Here is a 17,600-nt window from a genome sequence, read left to right on the forward strand (position 1 = left end):
CGGTCCGCGGTGCGCGTCGCCCTCTGGCGGGCGATGCACGTGCGGGTCGACTCGCCGCCCCACGCGATCGAGGACGAGATCGGGCTGCGACGGGCGGCACCTGACCCGCTTCATCGAGGACCTGGTGGCCGAGCAGGTCGGCCACGGCGTCGCCCGGTACATCGTGCTGGGCGCCGGTCCGGACACCTTCGCCCAGCGCAGGCCCGAGACCGCCGCCCGTCTGACGTGAGGTTCGAGCCGGATCTCTACCGCGGTACGGCCGGATACTACGACCGGTTCCGGCTTCCCTACCCCGACGCGATGATCGCCGATCTCGTACGCCGGGCAGCCCTCTCGGGGCGTGGGCGCTTGCTCGACCTGGCATGCGGCACCGGCCAACTCGCCTTCCCGCTGCGCGGCTCGTTCGCGGACGTGTGGTGCGTGGACGCCGAACCCGGCATGACCGAAGTGGTCCGCGCCAAGGCGATCGCCCTCGGCGCGGCCCACATTCGTACGATCACCGTCGGCGCCGAGGATCTGCCCGCCGGGCCGGACAGCTTCGAGTCGATCGTCATCGGCAATGCCTTCCACCGGCTGCGCCGCGCTCCGGTCGCCGCACTCGCCCACACCTGGCTCAGGCCCGGTGGCTGCCTCGCGCTGTGCTGGTCGACCTCCCCCTGGGCGGGCTCCCAGGACTGGCAGCGGGCGCTCGCCGGCGTGCTGCGAACATGGCAGAACGCCCTCGGCGCGGCCGCACGCGTTCCGCCCGGCTGGGACCAGCCGAGACAGCGGGACCCTGACCACGACGTGTTGTCCCGTGCCGGGTTCGAGCCCGCCGGACGCCACGAGTTCTCGGTCGAGCACCACTGGACGATCCGTGAACTCGCCGGGCACATCCGGTCGACGTCGTTCCTGCCGCCGCCGGTGCTCGCGGACCACGCCGCCGCCTTCGACGCCGACCTCACCGCCGAACTCGGCCGCCACACGGCCGACGACCGCCTCACCGAGACAGTCGGCTGCGCCTACGAACTGGCCCGCAAGCCGGCACGGGCGTGAAAGCCGGCGGGCGACGGTGGTGGGCGACGGTGGTGGGTTGGGGGGTGCTTCAGGATGGCATCGGCTCGTCGAGGAGGGTGCGGGCGAGACGGCGCAGCTCGTCGTCGTCCTTCCACGTGACGCGACGCGGAGAGGTGGCACAGAGCTCCAGCAGGGGCCGCAGCTCCGGCGGGGTGATCGTGAGGGCACCGGCTGTCCGCATGCCGGCAAGGACGCACAGGGCATCACGGCGCTCGTACCAGGCGGTGTCGTTCGAGGCGTACGTGGTGGTGGGCGCGGCCCGAGCGAGCAGGAAGGGGAGCACGGGCCGCGGGTTGCCGGTGATGCGCCAGTAGGCGTCGGCGGCCTGCGAGCGGCCGTGTTCCCGTGGGTCGTGCAGTATCGCGGCGACCTCCGGGGCGAGTGGCGCCCCGAGCGGGCCCAGCCGTCCGACGGCAGGGAGGATGCCCGGCGGGGACTGCGTGCGCAGCAGGTCGCGCAGGGTCTCGACGGCCGGTTCGGCATCCCCGGTGATCAGGGCCCTGGAAACGGCGGCCTCCGCGTGGACGTCGTGCCGCGCCGTGGGGGCCACGGTGGCCAGCAGTTCGGCGGTCTCGGCGTCCGTGCCGGACGGGCCGAGTTCCCCCAGCAGACGGGCGGCCGCGACAGTGGGGTGTTCGCGCAGGGCCTGCTTGAGCTGAGGGAGGTGCGCGGCGGCCAGGTCGGGCCCGAGGGCGTCGAGCAGCTCCGCACTGCCGCGCGCGATCAGCTCGGGGAGCACCGGGCGCAGGCGGGGCAGGGCCTCGTCACGATGGTGGGTCAGGAACGTGGCGAGGACCGGTCCGCTGAGGTTGCCTGGCTGTTCGAGCAGTCGCAGGTCGCCACAGCCCGCCAGCGCCAGGCGCGCGCACTCGACCACTTCGGCGCGGGCCAGGGCCCGTTGGGCTGCCCGGATCGTCCGCTCCCGCCCCGTCGAGCGGGGTCGGACGATGTCCGGGCCGTCGGTGACCGTGGCAGCGACGCTGTGCGGGACACCGGCACCGTCGTCGTCAGCGCCTTCGACGTCGACCCACAGGAGCCCGTGCCCCTTCCCGCGGCTCGACTGGCGGCCGGCGACGCCGGGAGCGTACGGGGAGCCGGCCGCGTAGCCCTGCTCGTCAGCCGCGGCCTCGGCGAGCAGCAGGTCGCGGACATGGCTGCCGGGGTCCCCGGCCCGGGGCATCAGGCCTGCGATCGCGCGCACGATCGAGGAGCGCTCGGCGCCGTCCCTGTGCAGGGGCAGCGCCTCGGCCAGCGCGGCCACGCACGGTGCCTCACGGTCACGCCACCGCTGATCGACTTGTCCGACCAGGAGGGAGCCCCATCGGTGGGTGTCACCGGCCGCGATCCATGCGCGCGCGATGCTCAGCGCGCCCTCCGGGTCCTCGGTCAGGAGCTCGTTCTCGCGGTCCCGGGGCGCACCGGGATACGGGAAGGGCCGCGGGCGGGCGGTGAAACGGTGTGAGCCCGGGACAGCGGCGCCGTCAGCCGCGACGACCGCCACCAGGGCCGCGGGATACGGAGGTTCGGTCCGCTCCAGGCCGGACAGCGCGGCAGCCAGGCGGACTTGCCGATCGCGGTCGTCAATGGCCGCTGCCTCGCGCTCCCGTACGGTCGCCGGATCGGGATCGAGCAGGGCGAGGGCGGTGAGGGCGTCGGCCCGCGTCGAGGCAGACGGATCACTCTCGTAAAGGTCCGCGAGCGTGCGGACCACGGCGGGGTCGGCCGGACGCGTCCCGACGCACGCCAGCCGGATCGCGGCCTGCCGCACGAAGGGATCGGAGTCGGTCAAACACCCCATCAGCAGCGGGAGTTCGGCAAGGACCGCCGCGCGAACCCGTCCGCCGAGGGACTCCGGCGCGGGCACCCCCCACTCATCGAGCTCGGCGAGCCCGGTCAGCACCTCCAGGAGGGCTTCTCGATGCCAGGACACGTGCAGCGCCAGATGGGCCAGGAACGGCACCGCTTCCAGCGTCGCCGGATACAACGACCCCTGGTGGTTGAGGTTGTTGATCAGCTCCTCACCGACGTTCTCGCCGCGCTCCGTCTCCGGGGACTCTTCCGCGTACAGGACGCGGATCATCTCCGGAACGTCGCCGGCCGGCCCATAGGCATGCTCAAGGGCCGCCCACTCCACCTCGTTCAGTTCCTCGGGCGCACGCACGCCCGCACCCTACCGACCCCGGCGGCGACCTCGGCGGCGACCTGGGGGACGGCATCGTCGACGGACGGGGCAGCGGACGCAGTAGAGTGGTCGAACGGGCGCGCGGGGCGCCTCCGGGTCCGCGGGAAGGGCAGAGCCCACCTGGTGTACACGAGCACATCATGATGGCCTACCGTCCTTCGGCCGGTTCGGCGGACCACCGGTTCACCGAAGGAGGCTCCGTGCCGACCACACCGCAGACCGTGCCCCTGCCCGAACGCGCCAGTCTGGAACAGCTCAAGAAGCGGGCGAAGGACTTGCAGCGGGCCGTGCGCTCCCAGCAGCCCACCGCCTTGGCGCTCGTCGCGCGACACGCGCCTGAGAGTCGGGATCCGCTGGTCGAATTCAACCTCGACACAGCGCAGTTGGTGATCGCCCGCCTTCACGGTTTCCCGAGCTGGCCGCGCCTGCGGCAGCACCTCGCCGCGCGTCCCGGGTCGCCCGGTGACCGACCACGCTCCGCCACTCGTAGGGTGGAGGACTTCTACCGTCTGAGGACCGGGTGGGCCTCCGCGGCGGACGTGCGCCGCTGCGCCGCGGCCGCGACCCGTGCGCATCCCGATCCGGCCGACTGGCAGCCGTTGCTCACCGCGCGGCGCAACGGCATCAGGGTGATCGCGTTCGGCTCGCCGGACGGAGTGGTGTTCGCGGAACTCACCCCGAAGCGGGTCACGTTGTCCCAGCCCGCCGTCGGCGTGTCGGCCGGCGTGGGAGCGTTGGTGACGTTCCACACCGAGTGCGGCACCATCGCGGGCGTTGTCGCCCCCGAGGTCGGCAGCCTGGTCGTGGAACGGCCCGCGGACCGGCGCCCGCTGGGGTGGACGGTGGTCGCCGACGGTGTGTTCGTGGCTCCCAACGCGTTCCTCGTCGACTCCACCGGCCTCGTTCTGCGGACCAACGGCAGCCCGAAGGGCGAGCTCGTGCCCGTCGTGGCACTGCCGGCGCGCGCGAGCGCCGTCGTGGACCGGCCCGCACCGGCCGTCGAGGACCCCGCGCCCGCCACCGAGGAGCTGACCGCGGTTCTCGCGGCGGCCGACGCGCCTCCGATCGTCGATCCGGAGCAGTGGCGACCCGGTGCTCAGGCGGATCTCACACCGCACGAACGAGTCCGGCTCGGCCGCTACGGCAAGCTGCTCGTCTGGCACACCACCGGTGACCGGGCGAGTACCGAGGACCCGTTCGTGTTCGACTTCACTCCTCAAGAGGGCCCGGTTCGGGACTTCACCGTGGTCGGCAAGAACATCGCGGCCACCCGGATGTACTACGACTTCGCGGACGGCGCCAGCGGCACCATCGCCGTTGTGGGCCTGGTGGAAGACGCCCACATCGCCTCGGTCGTCCTGCGCCGCGACGGCATGCCCGACCTGGCGGCACGGATCGCCGGAGGGACGTTCCTCATCGCCGGGCCGGACCTCACCGACCTGCCGCAGCGCGGCCTCGTCACGGCCGTCCTGGTCGCCCGGGACCACTCCGGAAACGTACGCGAAGAGCTTCCCTACCAGCAGCAGGACTGACACGACCGCACGGGAAGGACGTCGACGAGTACGCGCAGGTGCGAGGCGTGGACGTCGTAGAGGGGGGCGTGACGGAGCACTGGGCCGGCGTGCCATTACTCCTCCCACGCCCCTTTTGCCTTCTATGCCCGTTCGCCTAGCGTGGTGGCGCACGACCACCGCCGGGTCCGGACCGTCGACGCGGGGGCGGTCGGCGTGAACTGGGGGGTGGGGACGATCAACAACGGAATGGCACGTCCATGGGGGCGGCGCTCTCGGGCGCGCGGGGTTCTGGGATTCGTCGCGGCCGTCTGCGCGGTGCTCATGCTGAGCACCGCGCCGGCACAGGCCGCGCAGCACCAGGACGCCAACGAGTACGCGATATGGAACTTCAACGGCGCCAACGGGTTCTGGAACATCGACCAGCGGGTCCGGATCACACAGAAGGCGAACCACTCGTACTGGGCCATGATGTGGGACTTCACGGCCACACCGGGCAACGGCGGGTACATGGGCCTGCAGACGGACGGGACGCGCTTCAATCACACGACAGGTGAGACGGCGATCTTCTCGCTCTGGAACGCCAACGCCGGCAGGGGGAGCTGCGGGCCGTTCGACGGCGAGGGAACGGGGCTCAGCTGTCGGCTCGCCTATCCCATCGACCGGCAGACCGACTACCGGCTCCGGGTGTGGCGCCTGAACGCGGACGCGGGAGGGCAGTGGTGGGGCGCGTGGATCCGGAACATGAGGACGGGCGTCGACACCGCCATCGGAAGTCTCCGGGTGCCGCGCAACCAGACCCTGCTCGGCGTCCCCTCCAACTTCAGCGAGTACTTCGGCACTGCCGTCCACTGCGACAGGGTGCCCCAGTCGGTCGCCTACTTCACCCAGCCCGCGGCGAACGCACAGGGCAACGGCACCTACCGGTACGGCTCCACGTACCAACGGTCGACCCGCGGCCGTTGCACGGGCGGAAACGTGCAGCTGGTCGACCTGGGGCGGACGAAGGCCGCCAAGGTGACGCTCGGCGGTCGGTGACATGTTGCCCTTGTGACCGGCCACAGGCCGGCCGGGGCTGTCTCCCCACCGTGTGACCAGGTGAGCTGAGGCAGTCGATGGCCCCGCGCCCGTCGGTGGGCGCGGGGCCGTGCGGTGGAGTGGAGCTACAGGGCGGCCGCGGCGCCCTGCAGGTTCTTGGCCGCCAGGGCCAGTCCCTCGGTCTGGGAGTAGGCGGCGTCCTCGTGTTCGATGTTCACCGCCATGTCGGGGTCGATCTCGGCGAGGGCGCGCAGGAACTCCGTCCAGTAGGGCACGTCGTGTCCGACGCCGACCGCCACGAACTTCCACGCGGGGTTCTCCGGCCAGGCGTTGCACCAGAAGCCGTAGCCGGTGGGGACCTTGTCGGGCGCGTCCGCGGGCACGCGGGTGAACGAGGTGTCCAGCACACCACGGATGTCGGCGCCGGGGCAGAGCGTCGCGTCCTTGGCCGCGGCGTGGAACACCAGCGGGCCCAGCCACTTGATACAGGCGACGACGTCCATGCCCTGCCACATCAGGTGCGAGGGGTCCATCTCCGCGCCCACGTTCGTCGCGCCGGTCTCGTCGACGAGCCGCTTCAGGGTGACCGGGGAGAACACCAGGTTGTGCGGGTGCATCTCGATGGCCACCCGGACGTCGTTCTCCCGGGCCAGCGTGTCGATCTCCTTCCAGAACTCGACGGCCACGCTCCACTGGTAGTCCAGGACGTCCAGGTAGACGCCGTCCCAGGGGTTGACGACCCAGGACGGGTACTTGGCGTCGGGGTCGGAGCCCGGTGTGCCGGACATGGTCACCACGTGCCTCACACCGAGCAGGCCGGCGAGGCGGACGGTGCGACGCAGGTCGTCGGCGTGCTTCGGGCCGACGCCGGGGAGCGGGTTGAGCGGGTTGCCGTTGCAGTTGAGGCCGGTCAGCTCCATCCCGCGGTCGGCGAAGGTCGCCAGGTACTCCTCGCGCGCGGTGGCCGAGGACAGCAGCAGGTCGACCGGGCAGTGCGGGGACGGAACGAAGCCGCCGGTGTTGACCTCCACGGAGGTCAGGCCGTTCTCCTTGAGGATGTCGAGGGCCTCGGTGAGGGGCCGGTCGTGCAGACAGGCGGTGTAGGCGCCGAGCTTGAGGGCCATGTGTGCTCCTTGGACGCGGGTGGGGGTCAGGCGGTCAGGCGGCGGGCGGAACCGTGACGGCGGCGCCACCGGCCAGGGAGGATTCGACGACGGCCCGGATGATCTCCATGGTCCGCAGCGCGTCGGCGAATGTGGCGCAGGCCGGCAGTGGCTCGGCGACGCCCGCGACCTGGTCGAGGAAGGCCCGGGCCTGGTAGGTGAAGTTGTCGGCGTTGCTGGCGCCCACACCAGGCGCCTCCATCGGGACCCCGCCCGCGAAGTACGGCAGTTGCGGGCCGACGATGATCTGGCGCGCGCCTCGGGTACGCGCCTCGGGCTGGGCGTCGTCGAAGAGGTACTCGGCGGGCCGGTGCTGGTCGAACGCGGCCCGGCCACCGACGCCCAGGACGTCGAAGGACAGCCCGTTGGGCAGGCCGAAGCCGGTGCGTGTCACCGAGAAGGTGCCGACGAGACCGGACTCGAAGCGGGCGGTGAAGGACGCGGTGTCCTCGTTCTCGACCTCACCGAACTCGTCGGAGACGGGAACCGCGTGGTGCCCCACGACCGCGCCCAGCGGCAGGGGCCGCTTGGGGATCTGCGTCGACAGCGAGGCCCCGGAGACCGAGGCGATGGGCCCCGCGACGTACTCGGCGGCGTCGATGACGTGCGAGCCGATGTCCCCGAGCGCACCGGAACCGAGGCCGCCCTTGAACCGCCAGCTCAGCGGCCCGTTCGGATCGGTCGCGTAGTCGCACCAGTAGCGGCCGCTGAACAGGGTCGGGTCACCCAGCTCGCCACGCCGGACGTGCTCGCGGATCGCGGCGACGGCGGGGGAGCGGCGGAAGGTGTACCCGACGGCGGTCACGACATCGGCGGAGCGCTCCAACTCGGCCATGGCGCGGGCGTCTTCCAACGACCCGGCGAGCGGCTTCTCGCACAGCACGTGCTTGCCCGCGGCGACCAGTGCCTCGGCGATCGGTCGGTGCAGCGCGTTGCCGACGACGATGCTGACGGCGTCGATCGTCGGGTCCTCGACGACGGCCTCCCAGCTCGGGAGTGCCTTCTCGAAGCCGTAGCGGCGGGCGGCGTCCTCGCCGAGTTCGACGTTGGCGTCGGCGATCGCGGCCAGCCGGACCGGCGGCAGCCCGGCGCCGAAGACCGTGTTGACGTTGCGGTAGCCGGCGGCGTGGCTGCGACCTGCCATGCCGGCGCCGATCACCGCGACGGAGAGGGGTTTGGCGGACGTGGTCATGGGGGTGCCTCTCTAAGGAAGGTTCACAAGGAAGGAATGTCAGCCCGCACCCGGGACGTCCGTGCCGGGGCGGTCGTGGTCCGTCAGGACCAGCTGGCCAGGTAGTCGTCGATCTTCTTCCTCATGAAGACGGAGGACTCCTTGGCGCGCTCTTCCCAGGCGAAGACACAGGCCGTGAGCGTGCCGTCGAAGCCGTTCGCGCGCAGCTCGCGGAAGAGTTCGTCGAAGTCGACCTCGCCCTGGCCGATGTCGAGGTGCTGGTGGATCCGGGCCGACGTGCCGGGCGGGTTGAGGATGTAGCGGTTGCCGGAGGACGCGGTGTGGTCCAGGGCGTCGGCGAGGTGAACGTGGGTGAGCAGGTCACCGGCGTACTCGATGATGCCGGGAGCGTCGTTGCCGATGTGGAAGGTGTGCGGGGCGCAGTACAGGAAGCTGACGTTCGGGTGGTTGATGCCGCGGATCAGGTTGATCGCGTCGTGGCCGTTCTCGATGAAGTCGTCGGGGTGCGGCTCCAGGGTGAGGCGGATGCCCTCCTGCTCCAGGAGCGGCAGCAGTTCGTCCATCGACTTCCAGAACTGGGCCTCGCTGCGGTCCGGATCCTCGGGCCGGCCGTTGAGCTCGGAGATCATGCTGTCCACGCCGAGATCGGCGGTGATCCGGATGGCGCGCTTCCAGTAGCGGACGGCGGCCTGCCGGGCATCCTCGTCCGGTCCCGACCAGCGGAACAGGGGCAGGACGGAGGAGACGCCGACGCCCGCCGAGTCCAGCGCCTTGCGGAACCTCTGTACGGTCGCGTCGTCGACGCGCGGGTGCCGGAAGAAGGGGATGAAGTCCTCCCGGGGGGAGAGTTCGATCCATTCGTAACCCAACTCAGCGACCACAGCGGGCAGTTCGAGGAGCGGAACGTTGCGGATCATGTAGGGGTCGAGGGCGATCTTCACGAGAGTGTGCCTTCCGGTCACGGGGAGACGGTGGAGCGTTGGGGCAGGACGTGCTCGGTCCAGCGGCGGTGCCCGGAGGTGGGTGGACCGCCTTGTGGACCGGGATGCCGTCACGTCATGTCCGCCCTGCGCGTGGGGCCTTTACGTGCCCGAACGAGATCTCGTTCTTGGCGCCCGGGGGAGGACACGCGTCAGAGGGTGCTGCGCGGTCCGCCCGTCGGTCTCCTTGGGGCCGGGGGCCGGCGGTGTGGTCACCGCCGGCTCGGCCTGCTGGGTCACGGTCCTCACCGGGTGCCCTTCGCGGCGAAGGTCGCGACGGTGTCGACGTTGGACTTGTCGACGAAGGCCGGGCCCGTCAGGATCGGCTGCTCGCCGCCGCCGCTGTAGTTGCCGTTCGTCTTGTAGAGCCACAGCGAGTCGACGGCCAAGTAGCCCTGGAGGTAGGGCTGCTGGTCGACCGCGAACTGGATGCTGCCCTTCTCGATGGCCGAGATGAGGTCCTTGTTGAGGTCGAAGGTCGCGACCTTCGCCTTGCTGCCGGCCTCGGACGTCGCCTGCGCGGCCGTCAGCGCGAACGGGGCGCCGAGTGTGACGACCTCGTCGATGGACTTGTCCTGCGCGAGCTTGGCGGTGATCGTCGACTTCACGGACGGCATGTCGGTGCCGTTGACGTAGAGGTTGTCGGTCTTGCCGCTGAAGGTCTTCTTCACACCGGCGCAGCGCTGTTCCAGGTTGACGTCCCCCTGGGCCTGCACGACGCACAGGGCGTGCTTGGCGCCGGTGTCGTTGAGCTTGGTGCCGAGCGCCTGCCCGGAGACGGACTCGTCCTGGCCGAAGAACGACAGCAGACCCTGCTTCTTCCATTCGGACAGGCCGGCGTTGAAGCCGACGACCGGGATGCCGGCCGCCTCGGCCTTGGCGACCACGGCCTTCATGGCGTCGGGCTTGGCGAGGGTGACCGCGATGCCGTCGACCTTCTGGTCGATCGCGTTCTGCACGAGGTTGGCCTGGTCGGCGGCGGTCTCGTCGTTGGAGTAGATGAGCTTGACGTTGTCCTTGGCGGCCGCGGCCTCGGCGCCCTTGCGGATGGTGTCCCAGAAGGTGTCGCCCGAGGGTGCGTGGGTGACCATGGCGATCGTCATGCGGGGGGTGTCGGCCTTGCCGGCCGACACCGCGGCCCCGCTCTCCGCGGCCTTTTTCCCGCCGGAGCTGCTGGAACAGCCGGCGAGGGTGAGAGCGGCCGCGGCGGCCACCGCCACGGCGGGGGCGAATCTGCGGAAACGGGGAGAACGGGGAAGGGATGTGTGGCTCATGGCGCGTGCACCTCGCTGTGCAAGTGAGAGGGAGTGACGGGCAGTGGGCTGTGGGCTCGCGGCTGCTGGATGGGGCCGGGGAGGTCGGGGCCGCGTCGGTCGGGGCGCGGTGCGCGGGGGAGACCTGGCTGTATCGGGTGCGGCGGGCCTCAGAAGCGGGTGGGGTGCCCGGAGCTGTTGGCGGCCGGAGACAGGCCCTCGACCCGGTGGGGTCAGTGGCCTTGGGTGCGATGACCGTCTCGGGGTCGAGACGGCGGTGTGGCTTGGGGAACTGACTTCGTTGGAACGTCAGGACAATTTAAAGCGCTTTAAGTTCTGGTACTATCGGCTCGTTTCGTGAACGTGTCAAGGGTGTTGCCCGAGGAGATGCCGGGAGGTGCGAGTGGACGACGACGCTTCCGCGAGTCGCAGGGACGGCGCGAGCAAACGCCCCCGGCTGGAGGACGTGGCCGCCCGCGTGGGCGTGTCCACCGCGTCCGTCTCCCTGGTGCTGCGGGGTGTGCCGGGCCCCAGCGAGCGCACCCGGCAACGCGTCCTGAAAGCCGCCGCCGAGCTCGGTTACCAGGTGGACCGCACCGCAAGTCTGCTGGCCAGCAGGCGCACCCGGCTGCTCGGCGTCATGGTCGACATCCACAGCCCCTTCCACGCGGATCTGGTCGAGCATCTCCACACGGCCGCCGAGGAGGTCGGCTACGACCTCGTCCTCAGCACCCAGACCCGTACCCGCGACGAACACACCGCCGTCGAGACGCTGCTGGCCTTCCGCAGCGAGGCTCTGATCCTGCTCGGCCCGACCGCCTCCGGGGACGCACTCGCCGCGCTGGACCGCAAGGCTCCCGTCATCGCCGTCGGCCGCCGGATCGCCGACGCCGACCTCGATGTCGTCCGCTCGGCCGACGACGACGGGGTCGGCCAGGTGGTCGACCACCTGGTGGAGCTCGGCCACCGCGCGATCACGTATGTCGACGGCGGCAAGGGTGTCATCGCCACCGACCGTCGCCGCGGCTACCGCGCCGCCATGCGTCGGCACGGCCTGGAGGCGCACATCGGGGTCCTGCGCGGTGACAACACCGAGGCGGCCGGCGAACGTGCCGCCCGCCAGCTGCTCGACGGCGCCGAACTCCCCACCGCCATCGTCGCGTTCAACGACCAGTCCGCCATCGGCGTCCTGGCGGCTCTGTCCCGTGCCGGGGTCGCCGTCCCGGGCGAGGTGTCCGTGGTCGGCTACGACGACGACGCCCTCTCCCGCCTGAGCTGTTTCAATCTGACCACGGTCAGCCAGAGCGCCCGTGAACAGGCCCGGCATGCGGTGGTCGCCGCCGTCGAGCGCCTGGACCAGGGCCGCACCGAGCCCCGCGAGGTCGTACTGACCCCACGGCTCGTCCTGCGTGGCACCACCGCGGAGCGCGTCTGACAGGCGTTTCGGGGTCGCGGCGGTTGTGGTGCGGGTCGGCGTCAGGCGGCCGGGCGCACCAGGCCCGACTCGTAGGCGAAGGCCACCGCCTGCACGCGGGCGCGGGCGCCGATCTTGGCGAGGATGTGGCTGACGTGTGACTTGACGGTGGTCGGCGCGATGGACAGCCGCGCGGCGATCTCGGCGTTGGACCAGCCGGAGGCGACGGCGGTGAGGACGTCGCGTTCCCGCTCGGTGAGCATGTCGAGCCCTGTTTCCTGCTCGGTGGTGCGGGCCGGGCGCTCCTGGCGGACGGCGTCGATGAGCGCGCGGGTGACGCTGGGAGTGGTGACGGCGTCTCCGGCGGCCACGATACGGACGGCCGCGGTCAGTTCGTCGGGGGTGGCGTCCTGGGGGAGGAAGCCCCCAGCTCCGGCGCGCAGTGCCGCATAGGCGTACCCCTCGTGGCTGCTGGGGGTCAGGACCAGTACGCGCGGGGGGCGCCCGCCGGCTCTGACGGTCTCGGGGGCCGGAAGCGGGGTGAGGGGCCGGGTGATGCGGCGGATGGCCTCGACGCCGTTCGGATCGGCTGCGTGGTTGCCCATCACGACGACGTCGGGACCGAGCGTGGCACTCAAGCGGACCGCCTCGGCGCCACTCGTCGCCTCGCCGACGACGGTCAGGTCGGGTTCGGCCGCCAGAAGCATGCGCAGACCGAGACGGTGCAGGGACTGGCTGTGCACGACGAGTACGGAGGTCATGACGGGCGCCCTTCGTGAGGGTGGGGGCGACCGCCGACGTGGGTCGGGTGCCCGCCACCGCACTCCCCGTGAACGAAACGGTTTCGTTCACTTCGGTGTCATCAGCGTAGCTCCGGTGCTATCGAAACGGCATCGTTTCCTTTGTGGTCTCGGTCACTTCTCGACCCGCGGGGCGCTCAACGGTCTATGGAGTGGCCTTGCATGACCATGCGGAATGTTGCATAATCTTGCCATGTCCAAGGTCCTGACTTCCCTCCCCACCGGCGAGCGCGTCGGCATCGCCTTCTCCGGCGGGCTCGACACTTCGGTCGCCGTCGCCTGGATGCGCGACAAGGGCGCCGTCCCGTGCACGTACACCGCCGACATCGGTCAGTACGACGAGCCCGACATCGCGTCCGTGCCCGGCCGTGCCACCGCGTACGGCGCCGAGATCACCCGGCTCGTCGACTGCCGTGCCGCGCTGGTCGAGGAAGGGCTTGCCGCGCTCGCCTGCGGCGCGTTCCACATCAGGTCGGGCGGGCGCCCGTACTTCAACACCACGCCGCTGGGGCGTGCCGTCACCGGCACGCTGCTGGTGCGGGCCATGCTCGAGGACGGGGTGCAGATCTGGGGCGACGGCTCCACGTTCAAGGGCAATGACATCGAGCGGTTCTACCGGTACGGGCTGCTCGCCAACCCGCACCTGCGGATCTACAAGCCCTGGCTGGACGCGGACTTCGTCACGGAGCTCGGCGGCCGCAAGGAGATGTCGGAGTGGCTGCTCGCGCACGGGCTGCCGTACCGGGACTCGACGGAGAAGGCGTACTCCACGGACGCCAACATCTGGGGCGCCACGCACGAGGCCAAGACCCTGGAGCACCTCGACACCGGTATCGAGACGGTCGACCCGATCATGGGCGTGAGGTTCTGGGACCCGTCGGTGGAGATCGCCACCGAGGACGTGACGATCGGCTTCGACCAGGGCCGTCCGGTCACCATCAACGGCAAGGAGTTCGGCTCGCCGGTCGACCTCGTCATGGAGGCCAACGCGATCGGCGGCCGGCACGGCCTCGGCATGTCCGACCAGATCGAGAACCGGATCATCGAGGCCAAGAGCCGTGGCATCTACGAGGCGCCCGGCATGGCGCTGCTGCACATCGCCTACGAGCGCCTGGTCAACGCGATCCACAACGAGGACACCGTGGCCGCGTACCACAACCAGGGCCGCCAGCTCGGCCGTCTGCTCTACGAGGGCCGCTGGCTCGACCCGCAGGCGCTGATGGTGCGCGAGTCGCTGCAGCGCTGGGTCGGCGCGGCGATCACCGGCGAGGTGACCGTGCGGCTGCGCCGCGGCGAGGACTACTCGGTCCTCGACACCCGGGGCCCCGCGCTCAGCTACCACCCGGACAAGCTCTCCATGGAGCGGACCGAGGACTCGGCGTTCGGCCCGGTGGACCGCATCGGCCAGCTCACCATGCGGAACCTGGACATCGCCGACTCCCGTGCCCGTCTCGAGCAGTACGCGGGCCTGGGCCTGGTCGGCAGCGACCACGCGACGCCGATCGGCGCCGCGCAGGCGGCCTCGACCGGTCTGATCGGCGCCATGGACGAGGGCGGCGCCGAGGTGATCGCCTCGCGGGGCGAGGCCGCGGACGAGGAGACGATGCTGGACCGCGCCGCGATGGAGTCCGGCACGGACTGACGCAGGTCACCGGTCGTACACACCCGGGCGGCGGGCCCCGGCGGATTCTGTTCCGCCGGGGCCCGCCGTCGTCCGTTGCGCGAGGGGGAGGGATGCGCCGCCTTGGCTCCCGTCGCCGAACAGCGACCTCACGCGCGGGAAGTGCCGAACAGCGACCTCACGCATGGGAAGTGCCGAACAGCGACCTCACACAGGGGGAGTGGCGGCGCCAGGCTCACCGACGCACCGTCCGCCGACGTTCCCTGTCCGCCGGGGAACTCCCAGCGCATCTGGCAGGGCATCACATCGCGACAGCCGGCGAGCGCCAGTGGCCGGAGGCTGCGGTCCGCAGGGCTACGGGTGCAATATCACCTTCGTGTAGCCCTCGATCCGCTTGTCGAACTTGTCGTAGCCCGACGGTGCCTGATCCAGGGGCAGTTCGTGGGAGACGACGAAACTGGGCTTCGCCCTGCCCTCGATGATCATGTCGCGCAGGTACCGGTTGTAGCGCTTCACGTTGCACTGTCCCGTACCCATCCGCAGGCCCTTCTCGAAGAGCTTGCCGATCGAGACGAGGAGCATGCCCTGCTTGGCCTGTTCGTCCGGGCCGCCGGGGTCGGAGGGTACATAGAGGCCGGGCACCCCGAGCGCTCCGGTGGCTCGCACCGTGCCGACGAGCGAGTTCAGGACGGTCGCCGGTTCCTCGCGGTCCGTGCCGTGCCCTGTCGCCTGATAGCCGACGGCGTCAATGCCCTTGTCCGTGCCGATGCCCTCCGTCTGGTCCTTGATCTGCTCGATCGGGTTGCCCTCGGAGAAGTTGATCGGAACCGCGCCTATCTCCTCGGCCTTCTGCAGCCGTTCGGGGACCCGGTCCACGACGAAGACCTTCTTCGCGCCGCGCATCAGAGCCGAGTAGGCGGCCATGAGTCCGACCGGGCCTCCGCCGTACACCGCGACGCTCTCGCCCGGGCGGACCTGGGCGAGCTCACAACCGTGGTATCCGGTGGGGAAAATGTCGGCGAGCAATATGAAATCGCTCTCGTGCTCGTTTCCCGGCGGCAGCTTCAGGCAGTTGAAGTCGGCGAAGGGTACGCGCAGATATTCGGCCTGGCCACCCTTCCAGGGTCCCATGGCGACGTATCCGTACGCGCCGCCCGCGAAACCGGGATTGACGGTCAGACAGTAACCGGTGAATCCCTCGACGCAGTTCATGCAGAACCCGCAGGCGACGTTGAAGGGCATGACCACACGGTCGCCCTCCTTGAGCGAGGTGATGCCCTGGCCGAGTTCTTCGATGATTCCCATGTTCTCGTGGCCGAAGACGATGCCGGGCTCGGCGGCGGTACGTCCCTCGTACATATGCAGATCGGATCCGCATATCGCGGTGGAAGTGACCCGTACGATCACATCGTTCGGGTGCTGGATGCTGGGCTTTTCAACCTCTTCGACCGCAACGCTGAACGGCCCTTTGTAAACGACGGCCTTCACGGCTGCCACCTCCGCTCGGTGACGCATGTATGAGATGTCCACGCCCCCGCCCGCATTCTCCGCGTGACCCATCTCTCATGATTCTCCGTCCTGCGCGATCGGACAAGCCGGTAACGTCGATGTGAATAACTGCCCGGTGCCGTGCAGAGAAATACAGTGGAGAGGGAGGCCGAAAGATGTCAGCACAGCGACTGGGAACGCTGCTTGTCCCCGTGCCGGGATTGTCCGGCACCACCTATCCGCCGGGAACGACCGTGACGGTCCGCGGCCGAGGCGCTACGGTCGACGCCTTCGTCAACGGCGACTGGCTTCCCCTGTCGTGGTGGGAGTTCTCCGACGGCCTGCGCGAGGACATCGCCGACCGCTGACCTTCCGCGCCGATGCCGTCGTGGGCATCGGCGATGACGATGGTCCTGGGTGCGGTCGTGGCGTTCCTCTGGAGTTCAAAGCCCCCGGCAGTGAGCCTCTGTGCCTGCCGGGGGCTTCGTGTGCCCGCCCACCCGTCATGGATCGGTGGTGCGGGCGTCCGTGTCGGAGTTCCTCTAGCGGTGGGCCGTGGCGGGCCGGCCGCCCTGGCCGGTGTTCCTGTCCCGTCCCGTGCGGAGCCGCTGGGCGGCGAGCGCGAGGGCGCTGAAGGCGATGACGGCCGCGCTGTAGACGACCGAGGTCTCGTGCAGGCCGACGTTCGTGGCGGCGATCCCTGCGACCACGGCCGGGATGCTGAAGGCCAGGTAGGAGATGACGAACGCGACCGCGAACAGTTCGCCCCGCTCGGCCGGCTCGGCGATTCGGGCGAGTGTGCCGAAGCTGGCGAGAGCCGAGCCGCCGAAGCCGACTCCGGCGATGGCGGTGCCGGACGCGGCCATGGTGAGCGAGTGCGCCTCCACACCGCCCAGGCCGACGGCCGTGCCGAGCAGCAGCAAGGTGGCCGCAAGGGCGAGCGTGCGCTCGGTGGGCCAGCCGCGCAACGCGAACGCCGTGATCGAGGCGGGCACGCAGAGCAGGGTGACCACGAGGCCGCCGACGACATGGCTGGACAGGCCGAACAGGTTGGCGGCCACTGACGGACCGAGTGAGAGATACAGTCCGCCCAGTGCCCAGCTCGCCAACAGGATCGGCACGAGTGCCATCAGGTCCGCACGCAGTCGCGGGGCGACGCCGAGGCGCGGCTGAAGCGACCGTACGACGCCGGGTCGGCGCTGTGCCGTCTCGGGTATGAGGGCGACGAGCAGACCGGCGAGGACCAGAGACGCGAGCAGCAGCACGTAGACCAGCCGGGTCGGGTGCGGCCCGTACTCCGCGAGGACACCACAGCCCAGTGCACCGAGGCCCAGCCCGAACGGCGGGGCCGCACCGCTGATGACGCCGGCGCGGTGCGGCGCGTGGGGCGGGTTGAGATCGACCAGGGTCGCGCCGAGTGTGGTCATGGCCGCGCCGGTGGCGATGCCCTGGACGAAGCGGGCCGTCAGAAGGATCGAGACGTCGTCGGCGACGATGAACAGTGCCATCGCCACCGCTTCGAGGGCGATGGCCGAGGCCAGCACCGGTCGGCGGCCGATGTGATCGGACAGTGCGCCGAGGACCAGGAGTGCCCCGATCATTCCGACGACGTACACCGCGAAGACGGTGGTGAGCGTGGTCGCCGAGAAGCTCCACTGGTGCTGGTAGATGACGTAGAGCGGCGAGGGCGCGCTCGACGCGGCCATGAAGAGGACGAAGACGGCCGCGATGGAGGCGAAGGCCACCGGTCGGCTCAGCCCCCGCCGCACACGGCCGGACGGTGGGCCTCCTGGGGCTGAGGCCGACGGGATCTTCTTGTGGGACGTGGGTGCGTCAGGCATGCGCTCTCTCTCCGAATGCAGCGATCACTGCGTTAGCAGTCCTCCCCTAACGCAGCGATCA

14 protein-coding genes and 2 pseudogenes are annotated in these 17,600 nt (G+C 70.4%); 7 read left to right on the plus strand and 9 right to left on the minus strand.

Features of this window, described 5'->3' with window-relative positions; genetic code table 11:
- Window positions 1-33: 33 nt before the first annotated feature.
- A pseudogene (locus tag AQJ27_RS52615) lies at window positions 34-223 on the plus strand (class I SAM-dependent methyltransferase); the annotation flags it as partial.
- A 2-nt stretch (window positions 224-225) separates the two neighbouring features.
- A complete protein-coding gene (locus tag AQJ27_RS28840) occupies window positions 226-1,035 on the plus strand; it encodes a class I SAM-dependent methyltransferase (protein WP_067374948.1) in 810 nt (269 codons plus the stop codon).
- A gap of 49 nt (window positions 1,036-1,084) precedes the next feature.
- On the opposite strand, the gene AQJ27_RS28845 is transcribed toward AQJ27_RS28840, so the two are convergent.
- Window positions 1,085-3,217: a HEAT repeat domain-containing protein gene (locus tag AQJ27_RS28845; RefSeq protein WP_067374950.1), complete on the minus strand. Its 2,133-nt coding sequence runs from the start codon at window positions 3,215-3,217 to the stop codon at window positions 1,085-1,087.
- 221 nt (window positions 3,218-3,438) lie between these two features.
- On the opposite strand from AQJ27_RS28845, the gene AQJ27_RS28855 reads away from it, so the two are divergent.
- On the plus strand, window positions 3,439-4,770 hold the full coding sequence (locus AQJ27_RS28855) for a hypothetical protein (protein WP_159064412.1): 1,332 nt from the start codon (window positions 3,439-3,441) through the stop codon (window positions 4,768-4,770).
- A gap of 144 nt (window positions 4,771-4,914) precedes the next feature.
- Complete coding sequence (locus AQJ27_RS28860) at window positions 4,915-5,787, plus strand: DUF3472 domain-containing protein (RefSeq protein WP_067374956.1); 873 nt, start codon at window positions 4,915-4,917, stop codon at window positions 5,785-5,787.
- A 125-nt stretch (window positions 5,788-5,912) separates the two neighbouring features.
- On the opposite strand, the gene AQJ27_RS28865 is transcribed toward AQJ27_RS28860, so the two are convergent.
- The 5 genes and pseudogenes from AQJ27_RS28865 to AQJ27_RS28880 form a co-directional block, all read right to left on the minus strand.
- Window positions 5,913-6,911, minus strand: a complete 999-nt coding sequence (locus AQJ27_RS28865) for a sugar phosphate isomerase/epimerase family protein (protein ID WP_067374958.1) — start codon at window positions 6,909-6,911, stop codon at window positions 5,913-5,915.
- A 34-nt stretch (window positions 6,912-6,945) separates the two neighbouring features.
- Complete coding sequence (locus AQJ27_RS28870) at window positions 6,946-8,142, minus strand: Gfo/Idh/MocA family protein (RefSeq protein WP_067374960.1); 1,197 nt, start codon at window positions 8,140-8,142, stop codon at window positions 6,946-6,948.
- A gap of 83 nt (window positions 8,143-8,225) precedes the next feature.
- A complete protein-coding gene (locus tag AQJ27_RS28875; protein ID WP_067374962.1) occupies window positions 8,226-9,083 on the minus strand; it encodes a sugar phosphate isomerase/epimerase family protein in 858 nt (285 codons plus the stop codon).
- A gap of 174 nt (window positions 9,084-9,257) precedes the next feature.
- A pseudogene (locus AQJ27_RS60855) lies at window positions 9,258-9,371 on the minus strand (ABC transporter permease); the annotation flags it as partial.
- On the minus strand, window positions 9,368-10,396 hold the full coding sequence (locus AQJ27_RS28880; RefSeq protein ID WP_067374964.1) for a sugar ABC transporter substrate-binding protein: 1,029 nt from the start codon (window positions 10,394-10,396) through the stop codon (window positions 9,368-9,370). The gene AQJ27_RS28880 and the pseudogene AQJ27_RS60855, both read right to left, overlap by 4 nt.
- Before the next feature lie 382 nt (window positions 10,397-10,778).
- Here AQJ27_RS28880 and AQJ27_RS28885 point away from each other — a divergent pair, with 382 nt between their 5' ends.
- The gene (locus AQJ27_RS28885) at window positions 10,779-11,810 is read left to right on the plus strand and encodes a LacI family DNA-binding transcriptional regulator (RefSeq protein ID WP_067374966.1); all 1,032 of its coding nucleotides are present in this window, start codon (window positions 10,779-10,781) and stop codon (window positions 11,808-11,810) included.
- 41 nt (window positions 11,811-11,851) lie between these two features.
- Here AQJ27_RS28885 and AQJ27_RS28890 read toward each other — a convergent pair whose 3' ends face one another.
- On the minus strand, window positions 11,852-12,550 hold the full coding sequence (locus tag AQJ27_RS28890) for a LuxR C-terminal-related transcriptional regulator (RefSeq protein WP_067374968.1): 699 nt from the start codon (window positions 12,548-12,550) through the stop codon (window positions 11,852-11,854).
- A 232-nt stretch (window positions 12,551-12,782) separates the two neighbouring features.
- Here AQJ27_RS28890 and argG point away from each other — a divergent pair, with 232 nt between their 5' ends.
- Complete coding sequence (argG, locus tag AQJ27_RS28895; RefSeq protein ID WP_067374970.1) at window positions 12,783-14,231, plus strand: argininosuccinate synthase; 1,449 nt, start codon at window positions 12,783-12,785, stop codon at window positions 14,229-14,231.
- Between the two features lie 333 nt (window positions 14,232-14,564).
- On the opposite strand, the gene AQJ27_RS28900 is transcribed toward argG, so the two are convergent.
- Complete coding sequence (locus tag AQJ27_RS28900) at window positions 14,565-15,698, minus strand: glutathione-independent formaldehyde dehydrogenase (RefSeq protein WP_067375114.1); 1,134 nt, start codon at window positions 15,696-15,698, stop codon at window positions 14,565-14,567.
- A gap of 176 nt (window positions 15,699-15,874) precedes the next feature.
- On the opposite strand from AQJ27_RS28900, the gene AQJ27_RS28905 reads away from it, so the two are divergent.
- Complete coding sequence (locus tag AQJ27_RS28905; RefSeq protein WP_030190387.1) at window positions 15,875-16,066, plus strand: hypothetical protein; 192 nt, start codon at window positions 15,875-15,877, stop codon at window positions 16,064-16,066.
- A gap of 174 nt (window positions 16,067-16,240) precedes the next feature.
- On the opposite strand, the gene AQJ27_RS28910 is transcribed toward AQJ27_RS28905, so the two are convergent.
- Window positions 16,241-17,539, minus strand: a complete 1,299-nt coding sequence (locus AQJ27_RS28910) for an MFS transporter (protein ID WP_067374972.1) — start codon at window positions 17,537-17,539, stop codon at window positions 16,241-16,243.
- Window positions 17,540-17,600 lie beyond the last annotated feature (61 nt).

The organism is Streptomyces olivochromogenes, from assembly GCF_001514115.1.
Lineage (GTDB): Bacteria > Actinomycetota > Actinomycetes > Streptomycetales > Streptomycetaceae > Streptomyces > Streptomyces olivochromogenes.